The sequence below is a fragment of the Vibrio sp. L85 genome, assembly GCF_963871815.1.
Taxonomy (GTDB): Bacteria; Pseudomonadota; Gammaproteobacteria; order Enterobacterales; family Vibrionaceae; genus Vibrio; species Vibrio harveyi.
The window spans coordinates 231,006-250,813 of the sequence record NZ_CAWMYL010000020.1 but is presented as its reverse complement, the minus strand read 5'-3'; the positions used below and the strand labels follow the sequence as shown (position 1 = coordinate 250,813).

Here is a 19,808-nt window from a genome sequence, read left to right as displayed (position 1 = left end):
GACCGACTCGAATGAAGGGTCGGTCCTCTCTTTACTATCGGAGTCAAACCTTGAGCGGACAAACCACCACTCGTGTTGCACCAACCAAAACAAAGTCCGGCTTTTTCTTAAACCGTTTTAACCTACTTGATTGGGTGTTGCTTGCCATCTGCGCGTTAGTTGGGGGTTGGCTTTACCACCGCTCCACCGTAGGGGTGAACTACATCTGGCATTGGAAAGAAGCCATTGATTTGTTGTTTACTCCGCGTGCTGATGGTGGGCTGCCATATTTTTTTCAAGGCTTGATTTCAACGTTACGCCTGAGTTTATGGGGCATTAGCTTCGCACTTATATTAGGCACCCTACTTGGCTTAGCCCGCTTCTCGGAATCGGCTTGGTTTCGCACACCTGCCAACGCGTTTATTCAGTTGGTGAGAAATATTCCACCATTGGTATTCGTCTTTATTTTCTACTTTTTTATTTCAAACCAATTAATCCCGTTACTTGGGTTAGAAGATCTACTTCGCAACTATCGCGGCGAACCCAATGCACTGCAAAGCTTCTTCTTTGGTCCGGCGAATTTGTGGGAGAACCTAGCGTCAGGAGTTCTCTGCGTAGGCTTGCTCTCTTCCGCTTACATTGCTGAGGTGGTTCGTGCTGGTTTACAAAGTGTCGATAAAGGACAGTGGGAAGCCGCAGATTCTCTCGGTTTATCTCGTTGGGTCAAATATCGCTTTATCATTGCCCCACAAGTACTCAAAGCTATTACGCCAGCATTGGCAGGCCAAACTATCTCCTTAGTCAAAGACACATCTATTGTCTCACTGATTTCGATTCAAGAAATGACCTTCGTTGGTACCGAGATGGCAAACTCTTCCGGTTACATTTTTGAAATTTGGCTAATTGTGGGCTTGGTTTACTTTCTGATTTGTTTCGGTCTATCAATGTTTTTTAGATACATCGAGAAAAAATCGGAATCTATTTCAAATTAACTCAAAGGGCTTCAAAATTAAGACAGCCTAGCGCTTCAAATCCGAATTCCATCCTGTTACATTCGCTCTCATGCTATTTTTTTGGCGTTTTTCATGGAGTTAAAGAAGCAGTCCGATTACGAGCAATACATAAGGCAGGACAGCCTTGGCGAATATTACGTCGTGCTCAATCAATATACTTTCCATAGTGTTTATCAACCAATCTTCGATAAACACCAAAACATGATCGGGATGGAAGCCCTATTGCGCATTCGAGGCGCAGACGGAGCCAACATTCGTCCAGATCTTTTCTTTGCCGATGCCAGCATAGATACCTACTTCCGACTTTGTATGGAGTTTCTATCTCGGGCAATTCATATCCGAAACTTTGCACGTCATTTCGCAGGTTCGCCGATAAAACTATTTCTAAACGTCATGCCGCAAACCTTATTAACACTGACCAAAGACATGGGCTTTAAAGATAACGGTTTGCTGTATAAGCGGTTGCATGAGCTAGGTATGGAACCTTCTGATGTGGTCTTTGAAGTGGTTGAAGAGTCGTGTGGTGATACTGAATTACTGATCCAAGCGGTACAACTAATGCGAGCTAATGGCTTTCTCTTCGCCATTGATGACTTTGGTTCCCACCATTCTGATATGTCACGCGTTAAGCAACTCTGTCCCGACATTATCAAGATAGACCGTTCTTACCTTCTTGATTACTGCTCTGGCGATACGCTTGCGATTGCCAATGCAGTTGAACTGGCTGAAGAGATGAATGCGAAAGTTGTTATTGAAGGGGTTGAGGAAAACATGCAGCTCTCCGCTATGCAAGCGCTTAATCTTGATTACTACCAAGGCTTTTACCTAGCTAAGCCAAACTCGATCAACCACTGGACCAAACACGCGCAAAACAGCGAAGTTTTACACTAACCAATCAGCCCCAAATTCTTATCTGTCAAATCAACAACCGCAAAATACAAAAGCGCCGCCTTGGTCAATAACCGAAGCGGCGCTTGTGAAATTATCCGTGTTATAGACAAATCACTTAGAAGAAGTCGATAGAGTTACGCCCACTCTTTGGATCGCGACTCACTTGAGGCTTGTCTTCTTTCTTACCTTTCTTGGCAGATTGAGACAATGCTTCTTTCTGTGCCTTACGCTCTTTGTGCGCCGCTTTACGACCCGTCGATTGAGGACCTTTAGCTTTTTTCTCATTCTTATTCGAACGAGATTTTTCTTTACGCGCGTTTTGTGCGTCCTTCTTCGCCTTCTTCTCTGCTTTTTGCTCCGCAGTTTCTGGCTCAGTTACTGGCGCATCGCACACAACGACATAGTATTCTTGGTTGAACTCGAAGAAATCGCCGTCGTACATCTTGCGACGTTTGCGCGTTTCTAGCTCACCATTTACCGCAACATAACCTTCTTCGATGATGTGTTTTGCTTCACCACCGCCACTCACCAAGTTTGCGATTTTGAAAAGCTTGTACAGCTCAATTGGGTGCGCGTCGACGTCGATACCGATCGCTTCGATCTCAATCTCTTCGCCTTCTAAATACTCTTCGTGTTCGTAATCTTGGGTCATGTTCGTTACTCATTTTTCTTGATGAACGGAGTTTAAACGGAATGCGTACAAATAGAAACGTGATCTTCACTCAACTTGCCCAATTGGGTATATACTCACCCAATAACTCCTTGAACGAGCAATATTTTGTCTAATAAGAACTGCATTACCTTTGCCACCGCCAATCTGTTCAACTTTGTTGCTCCACCTGGCGCGTATTATGACTTCGAGAACATTTACTCCCTCGACGACTGGCAGGACAAACTCACTTGGACAAAATCACAGCTCGAGCAACTCGCCCCGGATATCATCGGCTTACAAGAAGTGTTCAGCATTGAAGAAACCAAAGCCTTCTTTACTACAATGGGATACCAGTACTTTGCCAGTATCGATACGCCGCATATTGAGGGGGACTACATCTACTCTCGTCCTGTAGTGGCAATCGCGTCCCGCTTCCCAATTGAAAGTTATGAAGCCGTCACTTTCGATAAAGAAACGCTCAACGCCTTCGGTGATTTCTCTGCGCCCCCTTTCAGCCGAAAACCAATTCGAGCAATCATCGTTCACCCTATCATTGGGCATATTGCAATTTATGTTACGCATTTAAAATCACAAAGACCGGCTGATTCAGAGACACCTGCAGATGCAAGCAAACCAATTGCGCGCTGGCTATCAACACAACAACGCGGTTGGGAAGCAGCCATGCTACGCGACGCAATGCAAAAGCAGTATGCACGCAACTCAATGCCCACCGTGTTAATGGGAGACATGAACCAAGCCATCACATCCACAAGCGTTAATAAGGTTTTGATTGAACATTACGGTGACAGCGTCACTGATTTACAACTAAATGATGGGTGGGAATTGCAAGTAGCGCCAACTCTGGAGCCACGCCCAGCAACGCATTACCACTTCGCAAAAGGAAATGTGTTGGACTACATCTTGCTATCGCAGGAATTCGATGCTCATGCAGATATATCGATAGCGGAAGTGACGAGATATCAAGTGCTGGATGCGCACTTAATTAACCCGTCTTTTGAGCGAGATAAAAACGCCAGCGACCACGCGTTTGTGGCGCTGACGGTAGAAATTAAGCTTTAGCGTCGATGTGGCGTTTCACAATCTTACGTGGAATCAACTCAACCCCAGCCTTGTAGCGTTTTGCAGACGCATTAAGCGCCAACTCCATCGCACTGTCGGCAATGAGTTCAAACTGCTGCGGTAACGAATTGATTTTGATTGGCAAAAAGTCTAATAAGCGGTTATCACCAAAGGTTGCTAAACGCACTTTCGCCATCAGCTCCGGCTTTTCTAACATAACGTCTAACACCCCTTCGAGTAAGGTGTATGACATAGTCACTAACGCATCAGGTAATTCGTCATTCGCAATCCAACTTTCTAGCACTTTCTTGCCTTCTTCTCGCGAGAAATGCTGACCATATCCTACCAGCACATCTTTGCTTTCTTGTTGGCAAGCAGAACGAAAACCCAATTCACGCTCTTTAGAAACTTGAAGTTCTGCTAAAGCGCCAATAAGCCCAATCGATTTGATTTCAGAGGACAAAACCGACTCAGTCAACTCAAATGCCGCGTCAAAATCTTCACTAATCACACAGCAAAAATGCTCATCATCCATTGGACGGTCAAGTGCAATAACTGGCGTGCCCGAGTTTTGCAGCTTTAAGTAATACTCACTGGCAGCCGGCATGCTACTTGCGACAAACAATGCGTCAATACGACGGCTAACCAATGCCTCAGCCACTTTCTCTTCCGTTTGCGGATTATCATCCGAGCAACCAATCAGGATTTGGTAACCTGCTTTACGAGAGTTTTGCTCTATCAGTTTTGCTAAACGTGCGTAACTGGTGTTCTCTAAGTCTGGAATGATCAAACCGAACGAACGCGAGTTTCCCGCACGTAAAGAAGAAGCCGCGTGATCCGGTTTGTAATTATGCTGCTCTACCACCGCCATGACTTTCTTTTGAGTCTTTTCGCTGATGCGGTATTTCTGCGCTTTCCCGTTAATCACATAGCTTGCTGTCGTCTTTGAAACCCCAGCTAATTTCGCTATTTCATCCAGTGTCATATTCTAAGCCCTATTCTGTGCGCAGGATCATATTAATACATCAACGATCCTTCGATAAGTTGAATTATATGCTGAACCGATTCAGTATAAAAGCTGAAAGGATTCAGCAAAACTTAAAAATTGACGAGAATCACCAAAAAACAGCAAGTGAGGTTTGCTTTGCTAGGCTTTAGGGGCAATCAATCACTTGATGATTAAGTTTTGATTTTAAAAACAGTTTCGCTGAGTGTTTTAAAAAATTTAACCAACTGCTGAATCGATTCAGTTCATTGTTAAAGCTAAGCAGTTTCGTAGCAAATAACGCTGGTTAACAGGAACAGCAGTTCAGCAAAGAATAGATAAACAAGGTTACGCATCGAAGAACGAGCCGCGTAGCCAAGATGAATTAGAAATAGATACCTTAAGGCTGGAGAAGCACCATGCTTAAGCTAAGTAAGAACGACATTACCCTATCTCAATCCGCTACAGATAAGTTTGAAGCGATTAAAAACATCGCTCAAAGCCTGACAGACAAGGGGCTGGTAGAACAAGGCTATGTAGAGGGCATGCTAAACCGTGAAAACCAAAACTCAACATTCTTGGGTAACGGCATCGCGATTCCTCACGGCACCACAGACACACGCTCAATGGTTAAAACCACGGGTGTTGCGGTTCACCACTTCCCAGAAGGTGTTGAATGGGGTGACGGCAATAAGGTTTTCGTCGCTATTGGTATCGCGGCAAAATCAGACGAGCACTTGGGCATCCTAAAGCAGCTAACAAAAGTATTGGGCGCAGACGGTGTTGAAGAGCGCTTACGCAATGCGAAAAGCGAAGATGACATCATTGCCCTACTTCATGGTGACGTTCAGCTAGAAGCAGATTTCGATGCCTCTCTAATTCAACTTCTCTTCCCTGCAAGCGACATGGTTCAAATGAGCGCGGTTGCAGGTGGCCTACTTAAGAATACAGGTTGTGCTGGTGCAGAATTCGTTGCGGATCTTGTGACGAAAACACCGACGCACCTTGGTCAAGGTCTGTGGCTAGTCGGTAGCGATAAGCAAGTAACTCGCACTGGTGTTTCTTTTGTATCAACAGCGAATGACTGTGAGTTTGAAGGCGAGAAAGTTCGTGCTCTAGTTGCGTTTGCTGCTTGCAATAACGCGCACCAATCGATCCTAAGCACAATTTCAAAGCTTGTGTTTAACAACGAACACAACAAGTTACTTGATGCTTCTGCAGAGCAAGTTCTAGCGTTATTCAAAGGCGAAGAAGTAGCAAGCGAAGCATCTGAAGATGGCAACACTGCAGTTTTCAAGATTAAGAACGCGCACGGTTTGCACGCTCGTCCGGGGGCAATGCTGGTCGCGGAAGCGAAGAAATTCGAATCAACGATCCGCGTTGCTAACTTAGATGGCGACGCTAAACCGGTAAACGCAAAGAGCCTAATGAAAGTTATTGCGCTTGGTGTAAAACACGGTCACCAGCTTCAATTCTCTGCTGAAGGTCCAGACGCAGCACAAGCTCTCGAATCCATCGGTAAAGCAATTGCTTCTGGTCTTGGTGAAGGTTAAGGGACGGATTCATGACAGCAACAATTTCATCGACAAAAGCAACAAACAAAGTCGTGACCATTACGCTTAACCCTGCCCTTGATCTAACGGGTTCACTGGATTCACTAAAAGTGGGATCGGTCAGTCTAGTAGATAAAAGCAATCTGCATGCTGCTGGTAAAGGCGTAAATGTCGCCAAAGTTCTGAGTGACTTAGGTGCGGACGTAACAGTGACTGGCTTTCTAGGCAAAGACAATCCTGAACTGTTCCATCAGCTTTTCGACGACATCAAGGTTCACAACGAGTTTGTTGAAGTCGAAGGCGCAACGCGCATCAACGTAAAACTGGTTGAGGCAGATGGTCAAGTCAGCGATATCAACTTCCCTGGTGTGCAAGTCACGCCAGAAGAAATCGCTCGCTTTGAACAAACCCTATTCCGCCTTGCAGAAACACACGATTACTTTGTTCTTGCCGGCAGCCTACCTGGCGGCGTAAGCGCAGAGCAATGTGCAACGTGGATTGAAGCGCTGCACCAACAAGGTAAGAAAGTGCTTTTTGATAGCAGTAAAGCCGCATTACGTGCAGGCATCGAAGCGCATCCTTGGTTGATCAAGCCAAACGATGAAGAACTCAGTGATTTTGTTGGCGAACATCTAGCCACACCAGAGCAATGCCAAACCGCGGCGCAAACACTTAGCGATAAAGGCATTGAGAACATTGTTGTGTCAATGGGCGCTGACGGTGTGATGTGGCTTAACCAAGGTGAATGGCTACGCGCACAACCACCAAGAATGAATGTTGTAAGCACAGTTGGTGCAGGCGATACGCTTGTTGCGGGCTTGTGCTGGGGTCACATGCAAGTGATGCCGAAAAACGATTTACTCCGCTTCGCTACCGCGCTTTCTGCTCTTGCAGTTAGCCAAGTTGGCGTAGGCTTAACCAGTCAGGAAGAACTGGAGAACATCAAGCTCCAAACACAAGTAACCGAGCTTTACCCTAATACTAACTTAGACAAAAACTAAGGAACAGAAGGTTATCAGTATGAATATTGCCATCATTACAGCTTGTCCAAGTGGTGTTGCGAACAGCATCATTGCGGCAGGTCTACTAGAACAAGCAGCCGCTAAGTTAGGTTGGAATGCGAAGATTGAATGCCAATCAAGCGTGATTGAACCAACTCGACTAACAGACGCTGACATTGAACAAGCAGAAGCGATCGTAATTGCGGCTAACACTCCAGTTGATACTTCTCGTTTCGTAGGTAAAAAAGTCTACTTATCAGATATCAGCGACGTAGCTAAAGACGCATCTGCTTTCCTACAAACTGCAGTAGAAAGCGCAGCAACCTTAGCGCAAGCAACAACTGTTGCGGCACCAGTTGAAAGTGCATCAGCGACGAAGAAAATCGTTGCAATTACGGCATGTCCAACAGGCGTAGCGCATACCTTCATGGCGGCGGAAGCACTGGAAGAAGAAGGCAAACGCCGCGGTCACCAAATCAAAGTGGAGACACGTGGTTCAGTAGGCGCGAAAAACCAACTCACTGACCAAGAAATCGCAGACGCAGATTTGGTAATCATCGCTGCCGACATCGAAGTGCCACTAGACCGCTTCAACGGCAAGAAGATGTACCGCACTAAAACAGGTCCAGCTCTGAAGAAAACCGCAGAAGAGATGGACAAAGCGTTTGAACAAGCAACCGTATACCAACATTCTGGCTCATCAAGCGCGTCATCAGCGACTGAAGAGAAGAAAGGCGCATACAAACACCTAATGACAGGTGTATCGCACATGCTCCCTGTGGTTGTTGCTGGTGGTTTGATCATCGCCCTATCCTTCGTATTTGGTATTGAAGCGTTTAAAGAAGAAGGCACATTAGCGGCTGCTCTGATGAACATTGGTGGCGGCTCCGCTTTTGCTCTGATGATTCCTGTACTTGCAGGTTACATCGCATTCTCAATTGCTGACCGCCCAGGTCTGGCTCCGGGTCTTGTCGGCGGTATGCTTGCAAGCTCAACTGGCGCTGGTTTCCTTGGTGGTATCGCTGCGGGTTTTATTGCTGGTTATGCCGCGAAGTTCCTTGCAGATAAAGTGAAACTTCCACAATCGATGGAAGCACTTAAACCGATTCTGATCATCCCATTTGTGGCAACCTTGTTCACTGGTCTAGTTATGATTTACATCGTAGGTGGTCCGGTATCAGGCATCATGAACGGTCTGACAGACTTCCTAAACAACATGGGTTCTGACAGTGCTGTACTACTAGGTATTATCCTTGGCGCAATGATGTGTTTCGACTTAGGTGGTCCAGTAAACAAAGCAGCTTACGCATTCGGTGTAGGTCTATTGGCTTCTCAAACTTACGCTCCTATGGCTGCAATCATGGCGGCAGGCATGGTCCCAGCACTTGGTATGGGTCTTGCGACATTTATTGCGAAAAACAAATTTGAACAAAGCGAGCGTGAAGCAGGTAAAGCATCATTCGTTCTTGGTTTGTGCTTTATCTCTGAAGGTGCAATCCCATTTGCAGCGAAAGATCCAATGCGTGTAATCCCATCATGTATGGCGGGTGGCGCACTAACGGGTGCACTATCTATGCTATTCGGTGCAAAACTAATGGCACCACACGGTGGTCTGTTCGTACTGTTAATCCCTAATGCAATTTCTCCGGTATTGATGTACTTGGTAGCAATCGCAGCAGGTACAGCGGTAACAGGTTTCACTTACGCGTTCCTAAAGAACAAAGCAGAAGCGAAACAACAAGCTGCTGCTTAATCTCCAACGGTCAGCTTGTGCTCACCTAAGCAACGATTGATTAACGATTAACAATGCCTCCCTCGATTTGGCATTCGACACCTCCCTCTGCTTCGGCATTGGGAGGTGTTTTTTATTGTAGAGAGGCGAACAGAAGCGTGGTCAGATAACTAAATATGAAAAAACGAATGGATGACTAAATGCGGTAACAAACAAAGTTACTTTCCTCTGCTTCGCTTTGATTGAAAAAGAACAAACGGTCATTTTCAACTTTATAAATAAAGTCCGTTTTCGTTCCAACATACGAGTTCATATCGCGGATAAACACTTCACTTTCTGTCGGTTGGTGATTCCAGCTTACCTTTTGATAATCCACTGATAACTCATGTCCATCGACCTTATACTTCCCATTGAAAATCATTTCGTATTCTTTACTTTCACCCGTCTTAGTCAGAAGTGAACCTTTTTGAAAGATATACATATCCCTATCGGAGCTAAACACCACTACAGAGCGATCTTTGATGTACTCGTATCGTCGATAGCCTTTCGTGATAAAGTCCTCTTCATAGGTCGCACAAGCCCAGCGGGACCCAGTAATCTCATCCGACTGAAAGTACTTTTGATGTACGACAACGCCAACTAAAACGAGTGTCAATCCGATATTAAGCACGGCAAGTTTGTTTATTTGCATATTGCGTCCGCCCTCCTCATGCTCTCCAAGATGGTCTCTTTTAACGATTCAATCTCAAGTGAGAAGTTAATGTAGTTGACGTTCTTATTGCTATTTTTAGCAAACGCAAAGGCACGCAAAATGTACGCACCTTCTTGATAAGCGGATTCGGAAACTCGTAAATAAACAATTGCCGGACAGACAGGAAATGAATCCTCATTCAGACTGGTTGCCAAAGCCAAAAGATTAAGCTCATCATGTTTGAGGTCGTAAAAATAAAAGTCCGTTTCAGAGACGGAAAAGTCGTGATATTCAGAATTATTGAGGAAATCAGGATGTGGCGCGAAAGGACGAAAATACAATGCTGATCCAAGTGCTAAAACAAGTAGCAAGCTCAGTATTGGTGCCAAGTTCAATGCCTTACCTCGCGATTCAGTTGGTCTTTGAACGGAAGTTCTAACCGTTTCGGCGGACTCTGGTTCCAATGTTTCTAAATCCGGGATCTGCACTTTTTGTTTAGTGGGTTTAGCGTCGTCATCAATTTCTAGTAAATAGCCAATTTTGCTAACGGTTTTTATCTTTACGCCTTTTGCATCCAACTGCCCTAGCTTCTTTCTCAAGCCCGAGATGACATTAGTTAGTGCTTGATCCGTGACTACCGAACCATCCCAACACGTTTCAAATAACTCCTCTCGAGTGACATGAACACCCTGCTTTTCAATCAACAGGTTCAACACTTGATAAGGGAGCGGTCTTAACGGTACATCACTGCCTCGTGAATTGGACAATTTCCTTGTCGTCGGATCGAGGATTAAATTGGCGAAATAGATTCTATGCATACAGTCTCACTATTTTCTCAACTCCTTGAATTATAGGTTAGGTTTGCAAAATCAAATCAGAAATCTCTCAGTGTTCACAATTCACACCATCGCACTGAATCACCCAGCAGCTCTGCATTGCATCATTAATAAATTACGATGAACAGCCACTGATTACACAAAAAACACACAATTTCGTAAGTATCTAAATCGATTGAAATTATTTGGTTTTTGTTTACTTTTAGTTTAGTTTTTCATCGCCTCACTCGGATAATGAACACTGTTTTAAACACAACAAGACAGACAGTAATACAGAGGTAAATAACAATGAGAAAAGCAGTCATCCTTCTTCTAGCACTAGGCAGTATTCAAGCCCAAGCAAATGACTCAAAAGACGTGTCCGGTTTTTATTTGGGAGGTGGTATCGGTAATACTACCTATAGCGATGATGACCCATTCACACAGCTCGATGGTGACGGTACAACCTTTAAACTTATCGGAGGGTATCAGTTCAATCGTATCGTTGGTGTTGAAGCTCAATACACAGATTATGGTGCTATTAAGCTTAAGCACACCCCGTTAGATTTGGATGTAAACAGTGTCTCCGTCGCGGCAAATATTGGTTATACCTTCGACAACGGTTTGCGACCATTTGCGACATTAGGCTTGGGATATATCTCGGTTGATATCCCGGAAGGGTTAGGACCTGACGAAGACGAGTTATTACTTCGCGTCGGCGCTGGTCTTGAATATACACCACATCAGCTTAGCAACATCACTTTCCGTGCGGCGTATGAGATGGACCACTTCAACGTCGATTCAACCCGTTCGAGCAAAGATACCGAAATCCAGATCGGCTCCTTCTATGCGGGCGCAACGTACAAGTTCTAATAATCAAAGAAAAAGCAAACACATAGAAACCACAAAGGGCGACACTAATTTTAATAGCTGTCGCCCTTTTCTTGTTCGGGTCTGTTTAACCGATACTTATTTTTTCATCATGTACTTTTGTACGACCTACTTCTGCATCGGTACCGCTTCAATATCGACATCCCCCGTGTTCATGTCTACCGTCGCTTGGTAGACACTGTGTGGGTCGCCGTAATGCTTAAACGTAAAATGATAAACATTGGCTGGCGTCCAAATTTCTTGGTCTTCTGCCGGCATAATGTCATAACCATCTTGCTGGTACAGTTCAGTTGCCATCACATAAGCAAGCGCAGTCTGTACCTTAGTATCACGGTCAATTTTTGGCTCTAACGACGGGTTACTTGGGTAAGTGTTACCATTGAAGCTCATTTGACGATAAGCGCCGTTGCTCCACACAATAAAGTCTTGCCAACCATTGCTGTAACTGTCAGCCAACACAACAGGCGTTCTAGTAACTGACATGCGGTTAAGAACCTTGCCGTTGTTGTCAAACATATACGCGCTACAACCGCCACTGCCGCAGAAATAGCGATCTTGAAGCAATACAAAGTGCTCCGCTACTCCATCGCTATTTAAATCCGCGGAGCCTGTTAGGTAACGAATTTTATCGTTTTCTAGAGAAAGCCCTTCTGGATTCAAAATGCTTTGGTCGATCCAAGTCGCGATAGTTGCCGCATCGACACTTTTGATTTCCACAGGTGCTTCAGAAGCTGTGGTATTTGTAGAAACACTGTCTGTAGAAGAACAGCCAATAAGCGTTAGTGAACCTAGAAGGAAGAGTCCGTGTAATCCACGATTTATCATTTGCGTTCGCTCTTTTAATCATGATGTTTTGTTAGTATACGCATCATTTATCAATCGCTTGCAAGAAAATCATAAAAATCCGTTAAGTGTTCACCAAACCACCCACTTTGTCTTTTTCGCTTTTATCTACTCTTTTTCTTCTCAAATCTCGTTTCTCATCCCTATACGCCAAGATCAAAAAAGCCCTGAGGAAAATCCCCAGGGCTAGGCAGGAATCTGACAGAAGTCAGGTTGGTCCCTTATGCAGTGGTTGGTTTGATCTTAAACAGAATTGCAAACATGACTGGAACGACAATCAATGTTAGCACTGTAGCAAAACCAAGGCCTGCCATAATCGTAATCGCCATTGAACCGAAGAAAGCATCAAACACGAGTGGAATCATACCCAGAATCGTTGTCAGTGCTGCCATACTTACTGGACGAACACGGCTAATCGCACTATCAACAATGGCTAAGTAAGGATCCTTGCCTGATTCAAGCTCAAGGTTAATCTGGTCTAGAAGTACGATACCGTTTTTCAGAATCATACCGCTTAAGCTCAGCAGACCAAGGAAAGCAGTAAAGCTGAATGGCATGTTTGTCGTCAGAAGACCAAACGCCACACCGATGATAGACAACGGCACCGTGAACCAAATAACCAGTGGTTTCTTTAATGAGTTAAACAGAAGCATCGTAATGATGAACATCAATAGGTAACCCATTGGCAATGAGCCAAACAGCCCTTCTTGCGCATCTTTTGATGACTCGTATTCACCACCCCAAGTAATTTCGTACCCTTCTGGAATGTGTAGCGCCATCACTTTTGGTTGTACACGAGCAAACAAGCTTGCCGCGGTATCGTCACTCAATACGTCGTGGTCAGCCAGTACCGTTAGAGTACGTTTACGGTCACGACGTTGAATCAACGGCTCATCCCAATCCAATTTCACACCGTCAATCACTTGATCAACTGGGATGTACGTCTGTAACGATGGACTCCAAATGTTCACGTTTTGCAGCGATTCAAAGTCAACACGCTCCGCTTCTGGTAGACGCGTCATGATAGGCAGAATATGCGTACCATCGCGTAAGAAGCCTAGTGTGCTACCGCCAAACGCCATTTGTAGCGTACTTGAAAGATCTTGCTTCGAAATACCTAAGCGACGCGCTTTTGATTCGTTAAATACCGGTACAAGCTCTTTAGTACGCTCACGCCAATCATGACGAATATTGCGAGCGCCTGGGTCAGTGTGCAGAATGTCTTCTACTTGTACTGCTAGCTCACGCAGCACTTGTGGATCTGGACCAGTAATACGTGCCTCAATCTTAGAAGCTGGCGACGGACCAAACTCCATCAGCTTGAACTGGAACGTTGGCTTATCAAACGTCTTCGCTAGATTGTCGTCTAGCTTGTGCAGAAGCTTGAACATGTTGTCACGGTCCGTAGTACGAACTTGGAACTGTGCGTAAGCTTCGTAACTCTTTTCCGGCTGGTAAGTCAGAGCGAAACGCTGCAAACCTTGACCAATCGAGGCAGAAACAAAATCAATATCATCTTGAGTACGAATGTAGCTTTCTACTTCTTCTGCTTTCTTGATGGTTTCACGAATATCTGTGCCTTCAGGCATCCACATATCAACGTAGAACATCGGTGTATTTGAAGGTGGGAAGAACTGTTGCTTAACACTACCAAACGCAACCACTGCACCCACAAGCAACGCCACCATGCCTGCAACGGTCAACCAACGGAAACGAAGAGCAAGCTTCAAAGACGCACCAAATGCAACGAATAACCAGCCTTTGTATGGGTCTTCGTCTTCAGCATCCGCGCCTTTGTCTTCTTCTTTCAATAGAAGATCCGCTAGGAAAGGCGTTAGCGTAATTGCAGTAATCCAGCTTAAAAATAGCGAGAAACACAATACCCAGAACAACGAGCCCATAAACTCACCCGTCGCGTCTTGAGATAAACCGATAGGTGCGAAAGCAGTGATCGCAATAACGGTAGCACCAAGTAATGGCCACTGGGTTTGTTTTACAATATCCGTTGCCGCTTGAACTTTAGTACGACCCTTCTTAAGACCAACCAATATCCCTTCGACAACAACAATGGCATTATCCACCAGCATACCGAGGGCAATGATAAGTGCCCCCAGCGAGATACGGTGCAGCTCGATATTGTTGTAGTTCATTAATATGAAGGTGCCGAATACCGTCAACAGCAGAACCAAACCAATGATCAAACCACTACGCAGCCCCATGGTGAACAACAGTACAATAATTACGATCGCAACCGCTTCTGCCAAGCTAATAACAAACGCTTTTACCGAGTCATCCACTTCTTGTGACTGGTTGTAGAAATAGTTCATATCGATACCAGCAGGCTTGATCGTTTCAAGGCTTGCCAGTTCCGCTTCAATACGTTGCCCCACTTCTACCACGTTCACACCTGATGCAAACGAGATACCAATGTTGATCGCTTTCTTACCGTTGAACAATAGAACATTACCCGGCTTTTCTTGAATGCCACGGCTGATGGTTGCAACATCTTTTAGGCGGATCAGATTACCTGTATCACGACCGTGAATAATCAGGTTTTCCAAGGCTTCTACGGTGTTTAGCGTGCCGCTAGGACGAATAATTAGACTCTCGCCGTTCACCATCACTTCACCAGCAGAAACCACATTGTTCTGTTGGTTCAGCAAACCAGAGATCACGTTCATGTCGAGGTTAAGCGCAGCTAAACGATCAAGAGAGATTTCAACGAAAAGCATCTCTTGCTGATCACCAGCAATGTCCACTTTGCCCACACCGTCGATAAGTTCAAGCTCACGCGTAAGTTGGTCCGCGTAACGCTTTAGTTCGATGTAATCGTAGTCATCACCTGTGAGCATTAACATCACGCCGTACACGTCGCCAAAGTCATCAATGATTTGCAGAGATTGAACACCTTGCGGCAAAGTTGGTTGCAAATCGTTGATCTTACGACGCATTTCATCCCAGATCTGCGGCAGTTCATCAGGACCGTAGTCCATCTTCATGCTCACCATAATCTGTGACATACCACTTGAAGACGTTGACGTAATCTTATCGATATAAGGCAACTTACGGATCTCTTTTTCAAGCGGATAAGTCAGTTCTTCTTCCACTTCTTTAGAGGTCGCGCCCGGATAAGTCGCAATCACCATCGCATCCTTAATGGTAAATGCCGGGTCTTCTAATCGACCAAGTTCTAAGAACGACGTTACACCGCCGATCGCAAGAATAACGATAAACAGCCAGCTGATGACTTTGTTCTTAATTGAGTATTCAGCAATGCTCATTATTGTACTTTCTCCACCACGTCCACATGCTTACCTTCACGAAGTTTGCGTAAGCTGGAATTCACTAATACATCGCCTTGAGCAACACCCGAGGACACAATCGCACCTTCACCATTAACTTGATTGATGGTCACGGCAACTTTTGTGACCGCGTCACCATTTAATTTCCAAACGAAAAACTCACCGTCATGACTGCCCGCTTGCAGCGCTGTCATTGGGATGTTGTAGCCATCAATAGACGTAATGCCTGCCGCTACCATATCAACCGACACGCTTACGCTTGTGCCCGGCAAAATCTCTTGCTCAGGCTGAGGCATCGTCAGGTACATTTGGTAAGTTTGTGTTTGGGCATTTGGCTCACTGGTGTGCTCCAAGTAGTTCAACTGATACCGCTTTTCATCACCAGAGAACGTTGCTTGAGGTTGGTAACTCATGCTTTGAGTGTTTGGATTCACCATTGCTAATACGTTATCTGACAGTTCAATACGAACGTACACTTTGTCACTTTGATAAAGGTTTAGAACCGGCTCACCAATCGCAACACGCTCGAAACGCTCTTTAAATACGTCAGAAACTTTGCCTGCAAACGGGGCAAACAAACGGGTGTAATTCAACTGGTTTGTCGCGTTATAGAAGTTCGCTTCTGCCAGCTCCTTGTTTGCCGTTAGTTCGTCTAGCTCCGCTTTCGAAATCATTTGGCGGCTGTGCAACTCTTCCCCACGTTTAAGCTGACGAATAGCAAGCGTGTATTGCGCCTCGGCATCATTGACTGCTTGCTTCTCTTTACTGTCATCAAGCTTAGCGATCATCTGACCTTCTTTGACTGTGTCACCAGCTTTCACCAACACATGTTGCACCTCACCGGCTCGACGAAACGCAATCGGAGTTTGTTCAGCAGGCACTACTTGTCCCTTAAAGGTACGGAACTGGCTCTTTACTGGAACATCGACAGAGACCGTCGACACATACAAAGGTTGTTCAACAACTGCCCCTTCGTTGCTGTTACAACCAGTCAGCACTGCAAGCGCAATAGCAGAAACTGTAAATAGTGAACGTTTCATTAAATACCTTCCTCACGAACCCAAGCTTTCACCACTTGACCTTCAACTAGGCGCTCAACACCCGCGATGACAACATAATCGTTCTTGTCTAGACCCGACTCCACACCACCATTTTTATTTAGTGACAAGGTCACTTTATTCACCTGTTGTGTTTCACTGTCCATCACCCAAACTTCGCCTTGAGTTTCGCTTTTGCTTACCCACGCCGCGCTTGGCAGCATTACAGCATCCGAAACATTTTGCTTAGCGATATGAACTTGACCTGTCATGCCCGTCAGCAAGTTACGATCAGACGGACGAGTAATGGTCACAATCGCTTCATAACTGTTAGTGTCTGCGTTTGGCTGAGTCGAAATCTCTTTGAATGTGCCTTGAATGCGATTGTTTGGTTCGCTGTCCATCGTTACCCACATTTCCGCGTCTTTTAATGTGTTCAGTGACACCGCTTCTGCATACGTGACGGGCAAAGTGAACGACACATCCAACGTGGTATTGTCGATAAGGTTTAGAATTTCTTGTTTCGCCGCGACAACTTGGTACGGCTTCACGTAGGTGTAAGAAACCACACCATCAAACGGTGCATGAATCTCTGTGTAGCTTAAGTCTGTTTTTGCTTGCTCAAGGTTTGCCAGTGCGGCTTTGTACTGGGTTTCTTGCTGGTCATAGCTATCAGTACTGATCAGCTTCTTGTTGTACAAACTTTTCGAGCGTTCCCATTGGGTTTTCGCTAACGAATATTGCGCTTGCGACGCATCAAGCGCCAATTGCAGATCTTTTGGGTCTAGCGTTGCAAGGACATCGCCCTGCTTCACTTCCTCGCCCATTCTGACGATCAACTTCTCAATTTCGCCACCAACCTGAAATGAAAGTTGGGCTCTGTACGTTGCATCTATTCGCGCAAGGAATGCATCGGAATCGGCAACAGTCAGATCATTAACAGCAAGTAATTTTACAGGTTTGATTAATGGCTCGGACGGTTCTGATACGGCTTTGTTACACCCTTTCAGCATCGTAGCGAGGCTCAATGCCACCGCTGCTCCGACAAATGTGCGCTTTAGGTATTGTTTTCGCACTGGCTTTCTCCATCGACTTTTTATTTACTACACAGCCGTGCAGTATAAGAATAATGAAAAAATGATCAACATATTTTCCATGTGGATAATAAAATAATTAGTCAAATCGTCCGGTTTCTGGTAAAAATAGGCGCGTTGAATAATATTCGGGAAAATTCGAACTATGACAGAGAGAAAGCAAGGCCGTAGGAGTGCTGAAGCCGCTGAGCAAACTAAGTGCCTGATTCTTAGAGTCGCGGCAGATATGTTCTGTGAGTTAGGTTATGAACGAGTTTCGCTTCGAAACATCAGTGAAAAGGCTGGTGTCTCCCAAAGTTTGATTCGCCACCACTTCGGAAGCAAAGAGAAAATCTGGCAAGCCGTAAGTGATGCCATGGACGAGTTCATGCAGGGTTACATGGCGCAGCTGGTTAACGAAATGCCAGCAAACACCCCGTCTAATCAAAAGATTTACCTATTCATGGTAAGAATGCTAGCGTTTGCGCTGGTTAACCCTCACCCAGTGCAGATGATTGCTGACGCGATTCGCCAAGGCGATGATGCGCTACTGCAATACTTCTTAAGATCGAAAGACGAATTTGCAGCGATTTTTACCGACCTCTTTGCTGACTACAATGTTGAGTACCCTGAATACCAAATCGATCAGTGGGAATCAAAATGGCAAATGCTGGTATTTGCTCATGGCGCGATTAGCCTAGCTCCAATGATGCAAGAGACATGGCCAGAAGACGCAAACAACCGCGACAAGATGCTGATCAGACACTGGGAATTGTTCAACACCATCATGGCAAGCCAATTTAGTGTGAATAAAGAAGACATGATTCACCCAGACAAATTGAGTGAAGTGGTTATCGATATGTGTTGCCCGATTGAAGAATTAAGCGCGTAATCAACACCTTCAGAATAACGTAAAAATGCCGAGCAATTTGCTCGGCATTTTTGTTTATACTTTTCGTTTCAAAGAGGAAACGAAATGGAACCTACTTAATAGTTGCTTATTCCTAAACGCGACACTATAGCTATACAGCGCGTGGGAAGTAGATTCCTAGTCTCGCTTTGGCTCGCTGAAATGACGAGCTTTAATTAACCACGGTAGTAGCGTTGCGGTACGAAAGGCATTTTTTCTACCGTCATTGGTAGCATCTTGCCGCGTACTTCTGCAAATAGCTCTGTACCGATAGCCGCAAGATCGGCGCGCACGTAACCCATAGAAACTGGCTTACCAGCATTTGGACCTGCTGTACCACTGGTTACTACACCAATCTTGTTGCCATCTGCATCGTACAGTTCTGCACCTTCACGCACAGGCGCTTTTGTTTGACCAACCAAGCCAATACGCTTACGAGCAACGTCTTTTGTTTCGATCTGCTTAAGAATGATGTCTGCACCAGGGAAACCACCCGCACGCTCACCATCTGCGCGACGTACTTTTTGGATGCCCCATAATAGGCTTGCTTCAACAGGAGTCGTCGTTGTATCTAAGTCATGACCGTATAGACACAGACCACATTCAAGACGAAGTGAATCACGAGCACCAAGGCCAATCCACTCTACTTCCTCTTCGCCAGTTAGCTTACGAGCAAGCTCTTCTGCTTTGTCAGCCGGTACCGAGATTTCGTAACCGTCTTCGCCAGTGTAACCACTACGAGAAACAATGCACTCAACGCCTAGTAGTTCAACTTTGCGAACATCCATGAACAGCATCTCTGCTACTTCAGGAGCAAAACGCGCTAGTACTTCTGCTGCTTTAGGACCTTGAATCGCAAGCAGTGCACGATCATCGATGATTTCCAGCTCAACGCCGGAAGGAAGATGCGCTTGAAGGTGTGCAATGTCTTGCTCTTTACATGCTGCGTTCACAACCACAAACAGATGGTCACCAAGGTTCGCGACCATCAAGTCATCCATGATACCGCCCTGCTCATTAGTGAAGAACGCATAACGTTGCTTGCCTGCGCCTAGATCTACGATATCAACAGGAACTAATGTCTCTAGGAAAGCTGCCGCACCATCGCCAATCAAACGAAGTTGACCCATGTGAGAAACATCGAACAGACCTGCTGCATCACGTGTGTGTAAGTGTTCTTTCTTAACGCCTAGTGGGTATTGAACTGGCATGTCGTAACCCGCGAACGGGACCATCTTTGCGCCTACTTCAACATGAAGTGCATGCAGTGGTGTTTTCAGAAGTTCTTGAGTCATTTTCGTCTCCATTTAGATAGACCCGAGAATGCTGTCGGCATTCAATGTGTTTCCAATAATAAACA

The 19,808-nt window shown here is 45.4% G+C and carries 17 protein-coding genes; 8 read left to right on the top strand and 9 right to left on the bottom strand.

The window, feature by feature from the left end:
• Window positions 1-50 precede the first annotated feature (50 nt).
• The gene (locus AACR11_RS04380) at window positions 51-971 is read left to right on the top strand and encodes an amino acid ABC transporter permease (protein ID WP_005451690.1); all 921 of its coding nucleotides are present in this window, start codon (window positions 51-53) and stop codon (window positions 969-971) included.
• 93 nt (window positions 972-1,064) lie between these two features.
• Window positions 1,065-1,883, top strand: coding sequence for an EAL domain-containing protein (locus AACR11_RS04375; RefSeq protein ID WP_009696716.1), 819 nt, complete (start codon window positions 1,065-1,067; stop codon window positions 1,881-1,883).
• A 115-nt stretch (window positions 1,884-1,998) separates the two neighbouring features.
• Here AACR11_RS04375 and AACR11_RS04370 read toward each other — a convergent pair whose 3' ends face one another.
• Window positions 1,999-2,535: an RNA-binding S4 domain-containing protein gene (locus AACR11_RS04370; protein ID WP_009696717.1), complete on the bottom strand. Its 537-nt coding sequence runs from the start codon at window positions 2,533-2,535 to the stop codon at window positions 1,999-2,001.
• Between the two features lie 126 nt (window positions 2,536-2,661).
• Here AACR11_RS04370 and AACR11_RS04365 point away from each other — a divergent pair, with 126 nt between their 5' ends.
• Window positions 2,662-3,615, top strand: a complete 954-nt coding sequence (locus AACR11_RS04365; RefSeq protein ID WP_029789370.1) for an endonuclease/exonuclease/phosphatase family protein — start codon at window positions 2,662-2,664, stop codon at window positions 3,613-3,615.
• On the opposite strand, the gene cra is transcribed toward AACR11_RS04365, so the two are convergent.
• Window positions 3,605-4,600: a catabolite repressor/activator gene (gene cra, locus AACR11_RS04360; protein ID WP_005451680.1), complete on the bottom strand. Its 996-nt coding sequence runs from the start codon at window positions 4,598-4,600 to the stop codon at window positions 3,605-3,607. The two genes, AACR11_RS04365 and cra, sit on opposite strands and share 11 nt — an antisense overlap.
• A 419-nt stretch (window positions 4,601-5,019) precedes the next feature.
• Between cra and fruB the strand changes: the two genes are divergently transcribed.
• Genes fruB through fruA form a run of 3 tightly spaced genes read left to right on the top strand, consistent with a single transcriptional unit; the run spans window position 5,020 to window position 8,907 of the window.
• Complete coding sequence (gene fruB, locus AACR11_RS04355; RefSeq protein ID WP_005451672.1) at window positions 5,020-6,153, top strand: fused PTS fructose transporter subunit IIA/HPr protein; 1,134 nt, start codon at window positions 5,020-5,022, stop codon at window positions 6,151-6,153.
• A gap of 11 nt (window positions 6,154-6,164) precedes the next feature.
• A complete protein-coding gene (gene pfkB, locus AACR11_RS04350) occupies window positions 6,165-7,154 on the top strand; it encodes a 1-phosphofructokinase (RefSeq protein WP_029789371.1) in 990 nt (329 codons plus the stop codon).
• A gap of 19 nt (window positions 7,155-7,173) precedes the next feature.
• Window positions 7,174-8,907 carry a PTS fructose transporter subunit IIBC gene (gene fruA, locus AACR11_RS04345; protein ID WP_017819581.1) on the top strand — a complete coding sequence of 578 codons (1,734 nt, stop codon included), beginning with the start codon at window positions 7,174-7,176 and terminating at the stop codon, window positions 8,905-8,907.
• Window positions 8,908-9,082: 175 nt separating this feature from the next.
• Here the strand turns inward: fruA and AACR11_RS04340 are convergent, their stop codons facing one another.
• Window positions 9,083-9,577 carry a hypothetical protein gene (locus tag AACR11_RS04340; RefSeq protein ID WP_029789372.1) on the bottom strand — a complete coding sequence of 165 codons (495 nt, stop codon included), beginning with the start codon at window positions 9,575-9,577 and terminating at the stop codon, window positions 9,083-9,085.
• Window positions 9,568-10,395 carry a winged helix-turn-helix domain-containing protein gene (locus tag AACR11_RS04335; protein WP_029789373.1) on the bottom strand — a complete coding sequence of 276 codons (828 nt, stop codon included), beginning with the start codon at window positions 10,393-10,395 and terminating at the stop codon, window positions 9,568-9,570. Before AACR11_RS04335 ends, AACR11_RS04340 begins: the two co-directional genes overlap by 10 nt.
• Before the next feature lie 306 nt (window positions 10,396-10,701).
• Between AACR11_RS04335 and AACR11_RS04330 the strand changes: the two genes are divergently transcribed.
• On the top strand, window positions 10,702-11,265 hold the full coding sequence (locus AACR11_RS04330) for a porin family protein (RefSeq protein ID WP_079325559.1): 564 nt from the start codon (window positions 10,702-10,704) through the stop codon (window positions 11,263-11,265).
• A 126-nt stretch (window positions 11,266-11,391) separates the two neighbouring features.
• Here AACR11_RS04330 and AACR11_RS04325 read toward each other — a convergent pair whose 3' ends face one another.
• The 4 genes from AACR11_RS04325 to AACR11_RS04310 all read right to left on the bottom strand — a co-directional run bounded on the left by AACR11_RS04325 (window position 11,392) and on the right by AACR11_RS04310 (window position 17,541).
• Window positions 11,392-12,108: a hypothetical protein gene (locus AACR11_RS04325; RefSeq protein ID WP_005451660.1), complete on the bottom strand. Its 717-nt coding sequence runs from the start codon at window positions 12,106-12,108 to the stop codon at window positions 11,392-11,394.
• Between the two features lie 239 nt (window positions 12,109-12,347).
• Entirely contained in the window at window positions 12,348-15,407 is a 3,060-nt protein-coding gene (vmeV, locus tag AACR11_RS04320) for a multidrug efflux RND transporter permease subunit VmeV (protein WP_005451657.1), read from the bottom strand.
• Complete coding sequence (locus AACR11_RS04315) at window positions 15,407-16,468, bottom strand: efflux RND transporter periplasmic adaptor subunit (RefSeq protein ID WP_079325557.1); 1,062 nt, start codon at window positions 16,466-16,468, stop codon at window positions 15,407-15,409. Before AACR11_RS04315 ends, vmeV begins: the two co-directional genes overlap by 1 nt.
• Window positions 16,468-17,541, bottom strand: coding sequence for an efflux RND transporter periplasmic adaptor subunit (locus AACR11_RS04310; protein ID WP_029789377.1), 1,074 nt, complete (start codon window positions 17,539-17,541; stop codon window positions 16,468-16,470). Before AACR11_RS04310 ends, AACR11_RS04315 begins: the two co-directional genes overlap by 1 nt.
• 163 nt (window positions 17,542-17,704) lie before the next feature.
• On the opposite strand from AACR11_RS04310, the gene AACR11_RS04305 reads away from it, so the two are divergent.
• Window positions 17,705-18,430 carry a TetR/AcrR family transcriptional regulator gene (locus tag AACR11_RS04305; protein ID WP_079325555.1) on the top strand — a complete coding sequence of 242 codons (726 nt, stop codon included), beginning with the start codon at window positions 17,705-17,707 and terminating at the stop codon, window positions 18,428-18,430.
• A gap of 194 nt (window positions 18,431-18,624) precedes the next feature.
• Here AACR11_RS04305 and gcvT read toward each other — a convergent pair whose 3' ends face one another.
• On the bottom strand, window positions 18,625-19,743 hold the full coding sequence (gene gcvT, locus AACR11_RS04300; RefSeq protein ID WP_009696728.1) for a glycine cleavage system aminomethyltransferase GcvT: 1,119 nt from the start codon (window positions 19,741-19,743) through the stop codon (window positions 18,625-18,627).
• Between the last annotated feature and the right edge of the window lie 65 nt (window positions 19,744-19,808).

Excerpts from the sequence above, each read along its gene's own strand:
- AACR11_RS04340 (WP_029789372.1), bottom strand. The coding sequence starts at position 9,577 with ATGCAAATAAACAAACTTGCCGTGCTTAATATCGGATTGACACTCGTT.
- vmeV (WP_005451657.1), bottom strand. The coding sequence starts at position 15,407 with ATGAGCATTGCTGAATACTCAATTAAGAACAAAGTCATCAGCTGGCTG.
- gcvT (WP_009696728.1), bottom strand. The coding sequence starts at position 19,743 with ATGACTCAAGAACTTCTGAAAACACCACTGCATGCACTTCATGTTGAA.
- AACR11_RS04305 (WP_079325555.1), top strand. The coding sequence starts at position 17,705 with ATGACAGAGAGAAAGCAAGGCCGTAGGAGTGCTGAAGCCGCTGAGCAA.
- AACR11_RS04315 (WP_079325557.1), bottom strand. The coding sequence starts at position 16,468 with ATGAAACGTTCACTATTTACAGTTTCTGCTATTGCGCTTGCAGTGCTG.
- AACR11_RS04330 (WP_079325559.1), top strand. The coding sequence starts at position 10,702 with ATGAGAAAAGCAGTCATCCTTCTTCTAGCACTAGGCAGTATTCAAGCC.
- AACR11_RS04375 (WP_009696716.1), top strand. The coding sequence starts at position 1,065 with ATGGAGTTAAAGAAGCAGTCCGATTACGAGCAATACATAAGGCAGGAC.
- AACR11_RS04370 (WP_009696717.1), bottom strand. The coding sequence starts at position 2,535 with ATGACCCAAGATTACGAACACGAAGAGTATTTAGAAGGCGAAGAGATT.
- AACR11_RS04325 (WP_005451660.1), bottom strand. The coding sequence starts at position 12,108 with ATGATAAATCGTGGATTACACGGACTCTTCCTTCTAGGTTCACTAACG.
- AACR11_RS04335 (WP_029789373.1), bottom strand. The coding sequence starts at position 10,395 with ATGCATAGAATCTATTTCGCCAATTTAATCCTCGATCCGACGACAAGG.
- cra (WP_005451680.1), bottom strand. The coding sequence starts at position 4,600 with ATGACACTGGATGAAATAGCGAAATTAGCTGGGGTTTCAAAGACGACA.
- pfkB (WP_029789371.1), top strand. The coding sequence starts at position 6,165 with ATGACAGCAACAATTTCATCGACAAAAGCAACAAACAAAGTCGTGACC.
- fruA (WP_017819581.1), top strand. The coding sequence starts at position 7,174 with ATGAATATTGCCATCATTACAGCTTGTCCAAGTGGTGTTGCGAACAGC.
- fruB (WP_005451672.1), top strand. The coding sequence starts at position 5,020 with ATGCTTAAGCTAAGTAAGAACGACATTACCCTATCTCAATCCGCTACA.